13 protein-coding genes are annotated in these 15,084 nt (G+C 68.8%); 9 read left to right on the top strand and 4 right to left on the bottom strand.

Features of this window, described 5'->3' with window-relative positions; translation table 11 throughout:
- Positions 1-6: 6 nt before the first annotated feature.
- From I7X39_RS17545 to I7X39_RS17530, 4 genes are all read right to left on the bottom strand, one after another.
- Positions 7-666, bottom strand: a complete 660-nt coding sequence (locus I7X39_RS17545; protein WP_232352032.1) for a c-type cytochrome — start codon at positions 664-666, stop codon at positions 7-9.
- Complete coding sequence (locus tag I7X39_RS17540) at positions 663-1,253, bottom strand: cbb3-type cytochrome c oxidase subunit II (protein ID WP_198112470.1); 591 nt, start codon at positions 1,251-1,253, stop codon at positions 663-665. Before I7X39_RS17540 ends, I7X39_RS17545 begins: the two co-directional genes overlap by 4 nt.
- A gap of 3 nt (positions 1,254-1,256) precedes the next feature.
- Complete coding sequence (locus I7X39_RS17535; protein ID WP_198112469.1) at positions 1,257-2,879, bottom strand: cbb3-type cytochrome c oxidase subunit I; 1,623 nt, start codon at positions 2,877-2,879, stop codon at positions 1,257-1,259.
- A gap of 280 nt (positions 2,880-3,159) precedes the next feature.
- Positions 3,160-3,747, bottom strand: coding sequence for an RrF2 family transcriptional regulator (locus tag I7X39_RS17530; protein WP_198112468.1), 588 nt, complete (start codon positions 3,745-3,747; stop codon positions 3,160-3,162).
- 231 nt (positions 3,748-3,978) lie between these two features.
- Between I7X39_RS17530 and I7X39_RS17525 the strand changes: the two genes are divergently transcribed.
- The 9 genes from I7X39_RS17525 to I7X39_RS17485 all read left to right on the top strand — a co-directional run bounded on the left by I7X39_RS17525 (position 3,979) and on the right by I7X39_RS17485 (position 15,053).
- Positions 3,979-5,034, top strand: coding sequence for a multicopper oxidase domain-containing protein (locus tag I7X39_RS17525; protein WP_198112467.1), 1,056 nt, complete (start codon positions 3,979-3,981; stop codon positions 5,032-5,034).
- 8 nt (positions 5,035-5,042) lie between these two features.
- Positions 5,043-5,750, top strand: a complete 708-nt coding sequence (locus tag I7X39_RS17520; RefSeq protein ID WP_198112466.1) for a c-type cytochrome — start codon at positions 5,043-5,045, stop codon at positions 5,748-5,750.
- Between the two features lie 29 nt (positions 5,751-5,779).
- Positions 5,780-6,115 carry a c-type cytochrome gene (locus I7X39_RS17515; protein WP_198112465.1) on the top strand — a complete coding sequence of 112 codons (336 nt, stop codon included), beginning with the start codon at positions 5,780-5,782 and terminating at the stop codon, positions 6,113-6,115.
- 16 nt (positions 6,116-6,131) lie between these two features.
- On the top strand, positions 6,132-7,049 hold the full coding sequence (locus I7X39_RS17510) for a multicopper oxidase domain-containing protein (RefSeq protein ID WP_198112464.1): 918 nt from the start codon (positions 6,132-6,134) through the stop codon (positions 7,047-7,049).
- A gap of 64 nt (positions 7,050-7,113) precedes the next feature.
- Positions 7,114-8,475 (top strand): efflux RND transporter periplasmic adaptor subunit, encoded by a 1,362-nt coding sequence (locus tag I7X39_RS17505; RefSeq protein ID WP_198112463.1) that lies wholly within the window; start codon positions 7,114-7,116, stop codon positions 8,473-8,475.
- Positions 8,475-11,660 carry an efflux RND transporter permease subunit gene (locus I7X39_RS17500; RefSeq protein ID WP_232352031.1) on the top strand — a complete coding sequence of 1,062 codons (3,186 nt, stop codon included), beginning with the start codon at positions 8,475-8,477 and terminating at the stop codon, positions 11,658-11,660. Before I7X39_RS17505 ends, I7X39_RS17500 begins: the two co-directional genes overlap by 1 nt.
- Positions 11,657-13,624, top strand: coding sequence for a cytochrome c biogenesis ResB family protein (locus tag I7X39_RS17495; protein ID WP_198112462.1), 1,968 nt, complete (start codon positions 11,657-11,659; stop codon positions 13,622-13,624). The genes I7X39_RS17500 and I7X39_RS17495 overlap by 4 nt, the downstream gene beginning before the upstream one ends.
- Entirely contained in the window at positions 13,611-14,762 is a 1,152-nt protein-coding gene (ccsB, locus tag I7X39_RS17490; RefSeq protein WP_198112461.1) for a c-type cytochrome biogenesis protein CcsB, read from the top strand. Before I7X39_RS17495 ends, ccsB begins: the two co-directional genes overlap by 14 nt.
- Positions 14,763-15,053 carry a hypothetical protein gene (locus I7X39_RS17485; protein WP_198112460.1) on the top strand — a complete coding sequence of 97 codons (291 nt, stop codon included), beginning with the start codon at positions 14,763-14,765 and terminating at the stop codon, positions 15,051-15,053.
- The last annotated feature ends 31 nt before the right edge of the window (positions 15,054-15,084 follow it).

Raw genomic sequence — 15,084 nt, 5'->3', positions numbered from 1 at the left:
GGCGGGTCAGGGCGCGTCGGCCGAGAGTTCGGTGTTGCCGGCCAGCGGCGCGTCGCGTGTCTCCAGCGATTTGCGAGCGGTCGCGACGGTGTCGGCCGACACGGGCGCTGCGCCGTTGCCCCATTGGCTACGAAGGTGGGTCAGCAAAGCGGCCATCTCTGCATCACCCAGCTGCTGCTTGAAGGCAGGCATCACGCCTTGGTAGTCGACGCCCTTCACCGTGAGCGTGCCCGAGACCCCCTGCAGAACGATGCGGGCCAATTGGGCGTCGCGCCCGCGCACCCATTCGCTCCCGGCCAGCGGCGGGAAGACGCCGGGCACGCCGGCGCCATTGGCTTGGTGGCAGGCCACGCAGAGGGAGGCGTAAAGCGCAGCACCGTTGATGGCGGCACCTCCTGCTGGGCGGCTCCCTTGAAGCTCGGCCGCAGTGCGGTCGTCGCCCCAATGGCTTGGCGTTTCGACATTGGCCAAGGTGATGTAGACCAGGCCGAACGTGAGCATCAAGGCGACGAGCAAGACGACAAACCAAGGGATGGGCGCGGGCAGCTCCTGCGGATCGGGGTTCTCGCGGGCTTGAGGCGAAGGCGAGGGGCTCATCCGGGCGGCGTTGGTTGTTGTGGCGGGTGGGGCGGGCCTTCCCGTGTCGTTGCGGCTTGGGGTGTTCATGGTGCAGCCCCCCCTGGCAAGGCAGGCATGGTTCTGTCCAAGGCCTTCAGGTAGGCCACCAGGTCAATGGCTTCTTGCTTGGCCACCAAGGTAAGGCCTGGGCTCACGTGTCCAGGGGGCAGCTTGACCACCAGGTCCCCGGCCTCGGCCTTCTCTTTCAGCTCGAAGAGGAAGGGGTAGCTGGGCATGATGCTGCCGTGCACATAGGCCCGCGGCTGATACAGATGCCCCAGGTGCCAGGCCTCGCTCGGCTGGCGGGCGCCGATGTTCATCAGGTCCGGGCCTGTGCGCATGGTGCCGAGCAGGTGCGGTGAGTCGTAGGCGTAGTCACCGGCTACCGATGCGCGTCCCCAGCCCCGCGCCAGGTCTGGCGCCAGCTTCTTGGCGCGCGGTTGCTGCGAGTGACAGGAGACGCACCCGTGAGCGATGTACTGGCTCCGGCCACGCAGTTCTGCCGAGGTGTAGGGCTTGAGGCCTTCGGTCGGCTTGGGGTCGCGCACCGTCAGGTAGGGCAACACCACCAGGGCGCAGGTGGCCAGGCTGAGCATCAGCATGCCGCCGGCCAGCAATTTGGTTTCGTCGTGCATGGTTCAGACCTCCAGCGCAGCTCGCAGCAGGGTGGGGCGGCCGTCCGACAGGCGCCGGCTGCGCAACAGGAGCACGAAGTGCAGGGCGAAGATCAGGTGGCCGAGCAGCATCAGGGCACCACCGACCGATCGGCTCTTGAGGTAGGGGAGGGTGAGCGTCATCGAATCGATGAAGGGACGGCTGGCATCCAGCATGGCCAGACCCTGCAGCCATCCACCGATGCTGAGGCCCACGAAGTACACCCCGATGCCCACCACGGCGAGCCAGAAATGCGCGCTGATCAGCGCTGGCGAGGGCCACTCCTTGCCGGTGATGCGTGGCACGATGAAGTACATCGCACCGAAGAACACCATCGACACGAAGCCATACAGGCCCAGGTGGGCGTGTGCCACCGTGTAGTGGGTGAAGTGCGTGACCGCATTGACGCTGCGCAGCGCCTCCAGTGAGCCCTGGATGGAGCTGGCCGTGTACATCAGACCGCCGAATCCAATGAAGCGCAAGGTAGGCGAATGCACCAGCGCGCCCAGCCGGCCCTTCAGGGTCTGGTGTTGATTCACCGTGAAGGCGATGACCGGAATGATCATCATCATGCTCTGCACGATGGACAGGGTGATCATCCAACCCGGCACCGGACCGCCGATCAGATGGTGTCCTCCGACCTGGCCATAGAAGAAGGCCAGGCCCCAGAAGCCCAACAGCGACAGGTTGTACGAGCTCACCGGACGACCGATCACCTTGGGCAGGAAGTAGTAGACGGAGGCCAGCGCCAGCGGGGTGTAGAAAAGCCCCAGCACGTTGTGACCGAACCACCAGTTCATCGCCGCTTGCTGAACACCGGCATGCAGGCCCGGCCAGTTGGCCACCAGGAAGAGCACCGGGAACCAGAACAGTGCGCAGCCCATGTACCAAACCGAGACGTAAAGGTGCGTGACCTTGCGCTGCAGCAGCGTCAGCACCAGTGGGACGCCCACCAGAGCGCCACCCGCAACGAACAGCAGGTCAATCTGCCAAGGGATCTCCAGCCACTCCAGGCCGTCGCTGACGCCATAGGCGATGCTGCCCAGGCCTGCTATCAAGGCCGCGTTCCACAGCGCCGCCCCCAGCAGGGCATAGCGGCCACCCACCAACTCCGTGCGCAGCAAGCGAGGAATGATGAAGAGGGCGATACCGAGCCCGGCCATGGGGGCCCATCCGTAAGCCACTGCGTTCAGATGAAGGGTGCGGATTCGGCCGAAGCTCAACCACGGCACGTGAGCCATCCAATCGGGCTCGTGCAGCTTGATGGACGCGGTCAGCCCTGCGGCGGAAGCCACCAGTAACCAAGCGAACGCGCAGCAGAAGAAAAAGAACACCAGCGGGGCGGAGGAGGCATCCGCGCGCATTCGGTCGGCGTGTTCAGGGGAGTCGTACGCCGAAGCACGCGCACCCAAGCTGAGCCGAAGCGCCTGCTGTCCGGCCAGGTTGGCGGCCGGCTCCTCGACGTGACCGATCTCGCCGGGTTCAAAGATGACGGCAGCGCTCGTTGCATCCTGCTTCAGTAACCCACTGCGCTGGCTCCAGATGAAGGCCATCAAGGCCACGACCGAAAGCAGGAAGGCGGACAGGAGGATCGACAGGGTGCTCATGCGGCACTCCTGAGCGCCAGCCGCGCTTCAAGGGCGATGGCGGGCGTGCGATCTCGCGCCGCCAAGCGGGCGCGGGCAAGGCTGCAGGGGTGGGCGGCCGGGCGCCGAAGGGGCCGGACGGCAGGCCCGGTGGGCGCGGGCAGAAGGTGGGGCATGGCGTGCACGCGGATCTCTTTTAAACATGTGCGACGCGTGCATCATAAATTTCGATCGGAAAAAAGCAATACGGAAAATGCTTCTTTTCGGCTGCGCAGCGCCGGTCGACGGCGCTGGCCAGGCTTCAGCGGCTGGCGGCGGGCTTGGTGCGAGGGGCGCGCTTGGCCACGGGGGCCCGCTTCGGCGCCGGAGCTGCGCGCCGCGCGGGCGCGGTGCGCTCGGCGGGAGCGGCGGCGGCGGCGCGGATGGGGATGGACCGGAAGGTTCCCAGCTCAAGGCCCAGCAGGGAGGCCGCGACGGAGTTCGTCGTCACCGAATCGGCCAGGGTGAGACGGTCAAGCTCCATCAAGAAGGCATCCAGCGCGCGCCGGAACGCGGATTTGAGGTTGCACGCCTGCCAGACAGCGCAGGTCGGCTGCTTGCCCTCTTCGTGGCATTCGACGATGGCGAAATCTGGCTCACAGAGTCGAACCACCTGACCCACCGAGATCTGCGAGGGGTCGCGTGCCAACCGGGCCCCGCCGGCCCTTCCCCTGCTGGTGACGATGAAGCCGTTCAGGCTGAGGTGGTGGACGATCTTCATCAGGTGGTTCTTGGAGATGTCGTACGCGCGCGAAATCTCATCAATGGTGGCCAGTTCTCCCGTCTGGTGCTTGACCGTCAGGAACATCAGCACGCGCAGCGTGTAGTCGGTAAAGGTGGTCAGGCGCATGAGAGCCTCAAAGATGAATGGCAAGTGCCAATTTAACACCGAAGGCGACAGGGCGGATTGAGGCCTGGAAGGGCGGCAGAAGCCGTGCCGCCTTGAATATGAATGACCGGTGTATTGGCCCTGCGTGCTTTGTGGTCATCTGTCAATAGCTTGTTAAACATGTACACGCAAGATATCTTTCGGTCCGTTGTTTGACTTTGCAGCCCGAGGGCGGCACCGAAAGGAGTGGACATGTTGAGAGAGCAGGGCTGGAGCCTCGGGGATTGGGGGCGGGCGGCCGTTCTGGTGGGGCTGGTGGCATCGGCCGCTACGCCGGCTGCCTGGGCGGCCAAGCGCGACTTCGAGATGAACATCGAGGACACCCGCATCACGCTGGTGGAGAAGCAGCAGTTCCACACCTTCGCCTTCGCCGGCCAGGTGCCGGGCCCCTTGTTCTACGTGGACGAGGGTGACGACGTGGAGGTCAAGGTCAACAACCTCACCGCCTTGCCGCACACCATCCATTGGCACGGCATGCTGCAGCGGGGCACTTGGCAAATGGACGGTGTGCCGGACGTGACGCAAGAGGCCATCAAGCCGGGCGACAGCTTCACCTACTCATTCAAAGCCGGCCCCAGTGGCACGCACTGGTATCACTGCCATGTGAATGTGAACGAGCACGTCGCCCTGCGGGGCATGTGGGGTCCGTTCATCGTGCGGCCCAAGAAGCCCACCGCATTGGAGAAGACGGTCACCCAGGACCACATCTTGATGCTGTCGGACTGGGACTCGAAGTGGGCCAACAAGCCTGGCTTCGGTGGCTTGCCGGGTGACAAGTTCGACTACTTCACCATCAACGGCCGCGCCTTCCCGGACACCGAGCCGATCCGCATCAAGGAGGGTGATGTGGTGCGACTGCGCCTGATCGGCGCTGGAGACCTGGTGCACGCCATTCACCTGCACGGGCACGCCTTCAAGATCGCCTTCAAGGACGGCTTCCCCCTGGCCAATCCCATCATGGCCGACACCGTGCTGATCGGTCCTGGCGAGCGCTACGACCTCATCTTCGAAGCCGACAACCCGGGTCGCTGGATGATCCACGACCACGTCGACACCCACACCATGAACGGTGACCGCCCCCACGGTGGACTGATGACGGTGGTGGAGTACGAGGAGATCAAGCGCAACGACACCTGGTACCCCTGGAACAAGCGCAGCCCCAAGCCGAATTTCTACTACCAGGATTCGCTGAAGAAGGGCCCGGGCGTCTACACGAATGACTCCTTCAAGGGTCAGGCGATCCAGTGAGGCGCAGCATGAAGAACCCATTCAAGCTGCTGGCCCTGGCTGCGGTTGTGCCCATGGCCATGCTGGCCAGCCCGCTGGCCCAGGCGGGCAACGGCGCCGATCTGCTCAAGGCGCAGTGCGTCAGCTGCCACGCCGTCACCAAGCCCAGCAGCAGCAGCGTGGAGCGTGTGCTGAGCCGCAAGGGGCCGGACCTGTACTTCGCCGGCAGCAAATTCCGCCGCGAATGGCTGGAGGCCTGGCTGCAAAAGCCTGTTGCCATCCGCAGCGGCGGCGCGATGTTCCTGAATGCTCTGCAGCCCGGAACTGGCGGCGCATTTGACTCGCTGGATCCAGCCAAGGTGCCGCCGCATCCAGCGCTCTCTGCGGCCGACGCACGCGACGCCACCGAGGCGCTGATGGCCCTGCGTGCTGATGGTCTGGTGGAGCCCGGCAGCTTCAAGAACGAGGCCCCCAATGCGTCGATGGCGGCGCTGCTGTTCAACAAGTTGCGTGGGTGCGCGTCCTGCCACTCGGCCAAGCCGGGTGCGGGTGGTGTGTCGGGGGCCGAACTGGCCACGGCGGGCGATCGCCTGCAGCCAGATTTCATCGCCAGCTACCTGCGCGATCCGCAGAAGTTCGACCCGCATGTCTGGATGCCGCGGCTGGACCTGAATGAAGGCGACATCCAGAAGCTCACCGCCTACCTGAGCACGCTCAAGCAAGGAGCCGCGAAGTGAAGTTTCTACAGCCACTCGTTGGGGCTGGAATGGCCCTGCTGGCCCTGGCCGGCCCGGCGCGCGCTGAGGAGGCGCATGCCAAGGCCATCAAGCTCTACAACGCCTATTGCGTCCAGTGTCACGGTGTGAACCGTGACGGCAACGGTGTGAATGCACGCGACATGGCCGTCAAGCCACGCGACCACACCGATACCAAGGGCATGGGCGATACCCCGGATGACCTGCTCTTCAAAGCCATCAAGGGTGGCGGACTGGCCGTTGGCAAGTCCGTCCTGATGCCGAAGTGGGAGAGCGTCATGAGCGACGAAGAGGTGGGCGCCCTGGTGGCCTACCTGCGCTTCGTCAGCAAAACCACCCCGAAGTAAAACCAAAGGAAAACAAGTGAAGAAATTGACCCTCGCGCTGGCCATGGCGCTGGCCATGACTGGCCTGGCGCAGGCCAAGACCGTCAAGGTGACGCTGACCGCCAAGGAGGTGGACCTGCCGATCGACAACAAGGGCACGATGTACCGCGCCTGGACCTTTGACGGCCAGATCCCCGGCACCGTGGTGCGGGTGACCGAAGGCGACACCGTGGAGTTCACGCTGGTCAACGACAAGTCCAGCAAGAACTCGCACTCGGTGGACTTCCATGCGGCGCGCACCGACCTGGTCAAGGACTTCGAGTCCATCAAGCCCGGTGAGACCAAGACCTACACCTTCAACGCCACGCACCCCGGCACCTTCTTCTATCACTGCGGTTCGGATCCCATGATCCAGCACATCGCGCGCGGCATGTTCGGCGTGATCATCGTGGACCCCAAGGACGGCAATGCCCTGCCCAAGGCGGACCGCGAGTACGTGCTGGTGCAGTCGGAGCTGTATCCCAATCCGGACAACCAGAACGACATGATGGCCAACAAGTGGTCCAACGTGATGTTCAACGGCGGGGTGTTCAAGTACGACCCGGTGCATGACCCGGCGGCCACCCGCATCCTGCAGGCCAAGCCGGGTGAGCGTGTGCGCATCCACTTCGTCAACGCGGGGGTGAACGAGTTCTCGTCCTTCCACCCGATCGCTGGCATCTGGGACCGCGTGTACCCGGGCGGCAATCCCAAGAACGTGATGCACGGCCTGCAAAGCTACACGGTCGGTCCGGGCGACGGTGCCGCCTTCGACATCATTTCGCCGGTGGAAGGGGCCAACGCCCTGGTCAGCCACGTGATGCGCCAGGCGTTGACCGGTGCCATCGCGGTGCTGCAGTTCACCAAGGACGCCGACCCCAAGGCGGGCAAGGGCGACAACATCCTGGTGAAGTAACCCGCTGCGGCGAGGGCGGGGCGCTGGGCGCTGCCGCCCTTGCTGGCGGCACGAGAAAGTTCTCATGCACAGCACCCGTCGTCGCTGGGGCTTGGTCCTCGGCGCCTCTGCCCTGCTGGGGGCAGGTTTTGCGCTGGGCCGTCGCTCGGCGCCCTTGCAAGCTGCCGGCCTGCCGGCCACTGCGGCAGCAACGGCTACCGCGCCCGCCCGCAAGCGCTGGACCTGCCCGATGCACCCCCATGTCGACCAGTCCGCGCCGGGCGAATGCCCGATCTGCGGCATGGAACTCGTGCCGCGCGATGCCGCCGGGCTGCAGGCGTCGACCACGGCGCCGTCGCTGCATCTGTCCGAACAAGTGCAGCAGAACAGCGGCGTGCGGGTCGAGGGGGTCGAACCCAAGCCCTGGGCGCCCAAGCTGTGGGTGACCGGCCAGGTGCTCGCTGACGAACGCCGCGCACTGACGCTGGCGCCCAAGGTCGAAGGCTGGGCCAAGCGCCTGGGCGTGGCAGGGGTGGGCCAGCCCGTGCGGCGCGGCCAGATGTTGGTGGAAATCTTTTCCCCCGAGCTGCAGCTGCGCCAGCGTGAGTACCTTGAAATCCTGAGCCGCCGCGACACCCTGCAGGCCCAGGCGGGCTCGATGAAGGCCGCTCCCGGCGGCGGCACCAACCCCGACATGATGCTGGGCAGCGTGGCGCGCGAGCGCTTCCGCATGCGCAACCGCCTGCTGGCCGCGGACCTGCCCCCGGCGCTGGTGGACGAGCTCGAAGCCAGCCGCCGCGTGCGCGATGTGGTGCCCGTGCTGGCCCCGCACGATGGCGTGGTGAGCGCTTTGAACGTGCGCGAAGGCGCCTATGTGATGCCCGCCCAGGTGATGCTGGAAGTGGGCGGCGTGCAGGCCGCCTGGGTCGAGGTGCTGCTGACGGCCGAACAACTCGGCCAGCTGAAGCCCCAGGCCACCCTGCGGGTGCGCTCCAGCGTCGACCCGCACACCGCGGTGCAGCTGCCCATTGAGCCGGTGGCGGCGGTGCTCAGCACGGGCTCCCGCATGGCCCGGGTGCGTGCGCCCTTGCAGGGCACCCGTGCGGCCAGCGCGGCTTTTCCGGTGGGTTCCTTGGTGGAGGGCGAGATCGTGCTGCCCGCGCGCCAGGCGCTCGTCATCCCGGCAGACGCCGTGATCCACAGCGGCCGTGGCAGCTTCGTGTTCTTGGAGACGCAGCCGCAGCACTTCGCGCGCCGCGCGGTGCGAGTGGGGCCGGTGGTTGAAGGCCAGGTGGAAGTGCTGGAAGGGTTGCATGCCGGGGAGCGGCTGGTGGTCAACGGCCAGTTCCTGCTCAGCGCCGAGATGGGCGGGCAGGCGCAGGACGACGCGTCGCCGGCCGCGATGGCCGCATCCGCTCCGGCCCACCACGCGATGGGGGGGCACTGATGCAGGCCGAACCGAGCGCCGCCGCCCGAACCCGCCGGCCGGGCCTGATTGCCGGGCTCATCGAGGCTTCCATCCAGCACCGACGCTGGGTCCTGGCCGCCTGCGCGCTGGCGCTGCTGCTGATGGCTGCACTGGCCTGGCGGGTCAAGCTGGACGCGCTGCCCGATCTTTCCGAGACCCAGGTGGTGTTGAAGGCGCGCCTGGAGGGGGCCACGCCCACCCTGGTGGAAGACCAGCTGACCTACCCGCTGACCACCGAGCTGCTGGGCCTGCCCGGCGCGCAAACAGTGCGCGGCTTCTCGATGTTCGGCGAGGCCTTCGTCTACGTCGTGTTCGGCGAGGACGTCCGCCCGGAGCAGGCTCGCGCCCGCGTGCTCGAGCGATTGCCCAGCCTGGGCGCCCGCTTGCCTGCGGCCGCCAGCGTGGTGCTGGGACCGGATGCCTCGGGCACCGGCTGGATCTACCAATACGCGTTGACCAGCCAGGGCGGCCCAGGCTTGGACGCACTGCGCGTGCTGCAGGACACCCAGCTGCGACCGGAGCTGCAGGCCGTGCCCGGGGTGGCCGAGGTGGCCACCTTTGGCGGCGCGCCGCGCCAGCTGCAGATCGAGCTGCTGCCCGAGCGCATGGGGGTACTTGGCGTCACCGCCGAGGACCTGATGCGCGCGGTGCGGGGTGCCAACCGCGCGGTGGGTGGCGGCGCGCTCGAGCTGGGGCGGCAGCGCTTCCTGGTAAGCGCCGACGCCCGCCTGCAACCCGATGACGACTGGCGCGACCTGCCCGTCAAGACCCTGGAAGACGGCACCGCGCTGCGGCTGGGCCAGGTGGCGCGCGTGCGCATCGGCCCGGGCCCGGTGGAGGGTGTGGGCGCGCTGAGCGGGCAGGGCGAGGTGGTGGGCGGCATCGTGGTGATGCGCCAGGGCGCGAATGCGTACGAGGTGCTGCAGCGTGTGCAGGAGCGGGTGGCGCACCTGCGCGAGCGCCTGCCGGCGGGCGTGGCGCTGGTGGAAACCTACAACCGCGCCGGGCTGATCGAGCGGGCCGTGCGCTCGCTGGGCCTGCGCCTGGCCGAGGAAGCCTTGGTGGTGGGCCTGGTGTGCGCGCTGTTCCTGGGCCGGCTGCGTTCCGCGCTGGTGGCCTTGGTCACCCTGCCGCTGGGCCTGCTGGCGGCGCTGGCCCTGCTGCAGGCGCAGGGCGTCACCGCCAACGTGATGTCGCTCGGCGGCCTGGCCATCGCCATCGGCGCCATGATCGATGCCAGCGTGGTGATGGTCGAGACCCTGCACCGCCGCTTGGAGGCGGCCGGCCGCAGCGCCGTCTCGCACTGGGCCTTGGTGGCCGCCAGCGCCCGCGAGGTGGGCCCGGCGCTGTTCTTCTCGCTGCTGATCATCACGGTCTCCTTCCTGCCGGTGTTCTCCCTGCAAGGGGCGGAAGGGCGGCTCTTTTCCCCCCTGGCGCTGACCAAGACCTATGCCATGGCCGCCGCGGCGGCGCTCTCCATCACCTTGGTGCCGGTGCTGATGGGCCTGTTCGTTCGCGGCCCGGTGCAGAGGGAGCGGCGCAACCCGCTCAACCGCCTGCTGCGCCGCGCCTACAGGCCGGCGCTGCGCCTGGCGCTGAACCACCCGCGCTGGGCCCTGGGGCTGGCCCTGGCGGTGGCGCTGAGCGCGGTGCTGCCCTTGCAGCGCATGGGCACCGAGTTCATGCCGCCGCTGGATGAAGGTGACCTGCTCTACATGCCGACCACGCTGCCCAGCGTGTCGGTGGAGCAGGCCAAGGAGCTGCTGCGGCGCACCAATGCCCTGATTGCCGCCCAGCCCGAGGTGGCCCTGGTGCATGGCAAGGCGGGCCGCAGCGATTCGGCCACGGACCCGGCGCCCTTGTCGATGATCGAGTCAGTGATCGTGCTCAAGCCCCGCGCGGAGTGGCCCGAGCCCATCAGCACCCAGGCGCTGATGCAGCGCCTGCAGCAGCAGGTGCGGCTGGCGGGCCTGAGCAATGCGTGGGGCTTTCCCATCCGCACGCGCATCGACATGCTTTCCACCGGGGTCAAGACGCCCTTGGCTCTGAAGCTCACGGGCGACGACCCGGTGCGCCTTCAGGCCCTGGCGGAACGCGCCGAGCAGCAGTTGGCCCAGGTGCCGGGCGTGGCCAGTGCCTTGACGGAGCGCACCCAGCAGGGCCGCTACCTGCGCATCGAGCTGGACCGCCCGCGCGCTCAGGCCTTGGGTGTCGAGGTGGGCGAGCTGGCGGACCTGGTGCAGGGGCCGCTGGGTGGCATGCCCTTTGACGTGCTGAGTGTGGGGCGCGAGCGGCTGGAGGTGGTGCTGCGCTACCCCCAGGCGACGCGGCAGTCGGCCGAGGCCATAGGCCACATCCGGCTGCGCGGCCAGGTTGGCGGCGAGGTGCTGCTCTCCCAGGTGGCGCGCATCCGCCTGAGCGACGGCCCCTCGGAGGTGCGCAGCGACAACGCCCGCCCGGTGGCCTATGTGCTGCTGACCCTGGGCGAGGACGACGCGGGCAGCGTGCTGCGCCGTGCCGAGCCGGTGCTGCAGGCGCTGGCGCTGCCGCCGGGCTATGCCGCCAGCTGGGTGGGGCAGCACCTGCGCCTGAAGGAGGCGCGCTGGCGCCTGCTGGCGATCAGCACCGCCACGCTGTTGGCCGTGGCGGGCCTGCTGTACCTGCACTTCCGCTGCGCTGCGCGCGCGGGCGTGGTGCTGGCCAGCCTGCCGATAGCGGTGGCGGGCGGGCTGTGGCTCAGCCACGCGCTCGGCTTCAAGGCCTCGTTTGCCACCATCGTTGGGCTGATCGCCCTGGCGGGCGTGGCCGCCGAGTTCTGCGTGGTGATGCTGCTGTACCTGGACCAGGCCGTGGCGGCGCGCCGCGCCGCCGGTTGGGCGCTGACGCCGCAGTGCCTGCGCGCAGCGGTCCTGCAAGGGGCCTTGCTGCGCCTGCGCCCCAAGACCATGACGGCGGCCGTCATCGTGGGCGGGCTGCTGCCCATGCTGTTGACCGAGGGCGTGGGGGTGGAAGTGATGAGCCGCATTGCCGCGCCCATGGTGGGCGGCATGCTGACGGCACCGCTCTTTTCCTTGCTGGTGCTGCCCAGCCTCTACGTCTGGGCCATCTCCCGGAAGGCGGGGGCGCCCCGTACCTCCCTGCAACTGCAAGGGAGCGCGGCATGAAGCCCGGATGGGCAGGGCGGGCCTGGCGCGCACTGGGCTCGATGCGCTTTGCGGTGGCCCTCCTGGCGCTGGTGGCCACGGCGGCCAGCGTTGGCACTTGGGTCGAGCAGCTGCAGGTGGAGCCGCTCTATGTGCAGCGCTTCGGTCTGCTGCAGGCCCGGGTGGTCAAGCTGTTGGGGCTGGACGATGTCTTCCACGCCGCCTGGTTCCTGGCCCTGCTGGGCTTTCTGGCGCTCTCCACCGGGCTTTGCGTGTGGCGCAACACCCCCAAGATGCTGCGGGAGTTTGCGGACTTCAAGACCGGCCTGGCCTTTCGCCAGCTGAGCCGGCTGCCGGGGGCGCGCGTGCTGGAACTGCGCGACCCTGGCCGGGCGCGCCATGTGGCCCTGCGTGTGCTGGAGGCTGCGGGCTTTCAGGTGCGTGACCACTCTGCCGACGGCGCGCTGGCGCTGACGGCGCGTGCCGGCCATTGGCGCCGCATCGGCTATGTGGCCACCCATCTGGCGGTGGTGGTGATTTGCGTGGGTGGCCTGCTGGATGCCAACCCGCTGCAGCAGTGGCAACGCTGGCGCGGCAGCCTGGTGCCCAGCCCCGCCCACATGGCGGTGGCCCAGGCCGTGGACGAGGCGGCCCGCGACCCGGCGCGGGTGGCAAGCAGCGGCGCCTTCCGGGGCGCGGTGCAACTGGCCCCGGGGCAGCGCACGCAGCATGCGGCCGTGCCGGTTGCGGAGGGCTTTGTGCTGCGGCGCCTGCCGGTGGCGCTGGCGCTGGAGAGCTTCCACATCGACTACCACCCCAGCGGGCAGCCGAAGGACTTCATCAGCGAACTGCGGGCGCTGGAGCCGGTCAGTGGGCAGGTGCTGGCCCGCTTGCGGGTCGGCATGAACGCGCCGGCGCAGTACGGTGGGCTGCAGATCTATCAGTCCGGCTTCGATGACGCCGGCACCCGGCTGCAGGCCGAGCTGCTGGAGGACGGCGGACACCGGCGCGTGCCGATCACCGCCCGCGTCGGGGCCGCGCAGCCCGTGATGGTGGAGGGCCAGCCCTGGACGCTCGAACCCAGCAGCTTCCGGCTCAAGAACGTGCTGCCGGAAACCGAGGCCGCGGACGCTGACTGGCGGGCCACCTTTCTTTCCGGTCCGCGCGCCACCCCGGTCCGCGACCTCGGGCCCTCTCTCACCCTGACCCTGCGCGACGCGGCTGGCCAGGGCGTCACGCAGACGGCCTACGTGGAACCCTTGCACTGGGACGGGCGGGCGTATGCCGTGCTCGGGATCGAGCGGGCAGGGGCCGACACCCGCTGGCTGCGCCTGCCCCTGGATGCCGACGGCCGCCTGGACCGCTACACGCAGCTGCTGGCCTCGTTGCGCCAGCCCGAAACGCGCGCGGCCCTGGCCCGCAAGCTGGTGGGGGCGCAGCGGCCGCAGGCCACGCACGAGGTGGTGGCCCGCGCGCTGGACCGCGCGGCGGCGGACTTCCTGGCCAAGGGTCTGCCCGGCTTGGCCGGTTTGGCGGATGTGGGCGGGGGCCCCGAGCGCGCCGCCCTGTTCGACCTGCTGCTGCGCGCCGGCGTGCTGGCGGTGCTGGAGGCCGAGCCCGCCTGCCCGCCCGTGCAGGCCCGGCAGTTCGTGGGTGACGCGCTGGCGGCCTACGACGCCTGGCTCGGCGGCGGCCGCCCGCCGCTGCTGCGGCCCCTGCAGGCCGAGCCGGTGACGGCCACGGTGCTGCAAGTGGCCCAGGCGCCGGGCGCCCCCATCGTCTACGCCGGCATGGGCCTGCTGGCCCTGGGGGTGGCCTTGATGGTGCTGCAGCGCGAGCGCCGGGTCTGGATTCGCGGTGATGGCGCTGGCCGAGTGGTGCTTGCCTGTACCGGCCTACAGGGCGCGGTGCCGGGTGATGGGCAGTGGATCGAGGAACTGTTGGCGGCCTGGGCCGCCCCAAGGATGGGTGATGGAAACCGTTGAATCGTTGCAGTGGGCGCGCGCCTCAGGGGCTGCCCGCACCTTTTCGGAGTGGCGCGTGCACGCGCTGCTGTATGCCGCCGTGGCGTCCTGGGCTGCGCTGCGGCTGGGGCCGCAGGGCAGTGCCTGGGATTGGGGCATCGGCGCGCTGGCGCTCGCCGCGGCGCTCCTCGGCGCGCAGCGATGGCTGGGGGGCTCGCGCTTGGTGCTGGCGGCCCTGGGGCTGGCTGCCGCCGCGGCGCTGGCCCCTGCGGGTGAACCGCCCTGGGCAGGGTCACGTTCTGCCGGGGTGATGCTGGCCAGCAGCCAGGCCCTGGTGCTGGGCATGACGCTGCTGGTGCTGGCCTCCTTTGCCGGCTTCGTGGCGGCGCTGGCGGCACCGGCGCGCTCTTGGCCCATGCAGGGAGCAGGTCGGGCCCTCCAGGCCAGCGTGGTGCTGGGGCTGGCGGCTTTGCTGCTGCGCTGGGTCGAGTCCTACCGGCTGGGTGCGCACCTGGGCCATATCCCGATCAGCAATCTGTACGAGGTGCTGGTGCTGTTTGTCGTCATCAGCGGCCTGCTGCAGCTGCGGCTGATGGCGCGCGGCGAGCTGCGCCAGGCCGCCGCGCTGATGTCCGTGGTCTCGGTGGCGGCTGTGGGCTTTCTGAGCTGGTACGCGCTGAGCCGCGGGGCCGACGAAATCCAGCCCCTGGTTCCTGCGCTCGATTCCTATTGGATGAAGCTGCACGTGCCGGCCAATTTCATCGGCTACGGGGCCTTCTGCCTGGCGGCCATGCTGGGCGTGGCGCGCCTGCTGGCCGATCACGGACGCCTGGGCCCGCGCCTGCCCGCGCCCGCAGCGCTGGAGGTGGCGATGCATCGCCTCATTGGCCTGGGCTTCGTCTTCTTCACCGTTGCCACGATCCTGGGGGCGCTCTGGGCCGCCGAGGCCTGGGGGGGCTACTGGTCCTGGGATCCGAAGGAGACCTGGGCGTTGATCGTCTGGCTGAACTACGCGGCCTGGCTGCATGTCCGCCTCGTCAAGGGCTATGGCGGGCGCTTCATCGCCTGGTGGGCGGTGATCGGCCTGCTGGTGACCCTGTTCGCCTTCCTCGGGGTGAACATGTACCTCGCGGGCATGCACTCCTACGGGGGGCTGTGAATGGCCCTGGACACCTTGGTGTGGACCTACCTGCTGGCGGGCCTGTTGGGCAGCAATGCCCTGGCCCTGCGCGCGTTTCACCTCGGCCCGAAGCGCATGGCGCGGCGCTGGGGGTCGTTTGGCCTGGCGGCCGTGGGCTGGAGCCTGCTGCCCATGCTGCTGGACGGCAGTGCCGCCATCGCCCAGCAGCCTTGGCATGCCGCGGGCGCGATGGCGGCGCTGTTCGTGGTCTCGGCCCTGCCCAGCTACTTCTGGGTGCTGATGGGCGGCGCCGAACGGGAGGCCGCCTGAGCGAGGGGAATCGCGCCGGGCCGGTAGGCCC

Source organism: Inhella proteolytica (assembly GCF_016093275.1).
In the GTDB taxonomy this organism is placed as follows: domain Bacteria; phylum Pseudomonadota; class Gammaproteobacteria; order Burkholderiales; family Burkholderiaceae_C; genus Inhella; species Inhella proteolytica.
Note: the sequence above shows the minus strand (reverse complement) of the source record. Positions and strands in the feature narration are given on the sequence as shown.

Coding starts and splice junctions, on each gene's coding strand:
- I7X39_RS17545 (WP_232352032.1), bottom strand. CDS start 666: ATGAACACCCCAAGCCGCAACGACACGGGAAGGCCCGCCCCACCCGCC.
- I7X39_RS17540 (WP_198112470.1), bottom strand. CDS start 1,253: ATGCACGACGAAACCAAATTGCTGGCCGGCGGCATGCTGATGCTCAGC.
- I7X39_RS17535 (WP_198112469.1), bottom strand. CDS start 2,879: ATGAGCACCCTGTCGATCCTCCTGTCCGCCTTCCTGCTTTCGGTCGTG.
- I7X39_RS17530 (WP_198112468.1), bottom strand. CDS start 3,747: ATGCGCCTGACCACCTTTACCGACTACACGCTGCGCGTGCTGATGTTC.
- I7X39_RS17525 (WP_198112467.1), top strand. CDS start 3,979: ATGTTGAGAGAGCAGGGCTGGAGCCTCGGGGATTGGGGGCGGGCGGCC.
- I7X39_RS17520 (WP_198112466.1), top strand. CDS start 5,043: ATGAAGAACCCATTCAAGCTGCTGGCCCTGGCTGCGGTTGTGCCCATG.
- I7X39_RS17515 (WP_198112465.1), top strand. CDS start 5,780: ATGGCCCTGCTGGCCCTGGCCGGCCCGGCGCGCGCTGAGGAGGCGCAT.
- I7X39_RS17505 (WP_198112463.1), top strand. CDS start 7,114: ATGCACAGCACCCGTCGTCGCTGGGGCTTGGTCCTCGGCGCCTCTGCC.
- I7X39_RS17500 (WP_232352031.1), top strand. CDS start 8,475: ATGCAGGCCGAACCGAGCGCCGCCGCCCGAACCCGCCGGCCGGGCCTG.
- I7X39_RS17495 (WP_198112462.1), top strand. CDS start 11,657: ATGAAGCCCGGATGGGCAGGGCGGGCCTGGCGCGCACTGGGCTCGATG.
- ccsB (WP_198112461.1), top strand. CDS start 13,611: ATGGAAACCGTTGAATCGTTGCAGTGGGCGCGCGCCTCAGGGGCTGCC.
- I7X39_RS17485 (WP_198112460.1), top strand. CDS start 14,763: ATGGCCCTGGACACCTTGGTGTGGACCTACCTGCTGGCGGGCCTGTTG.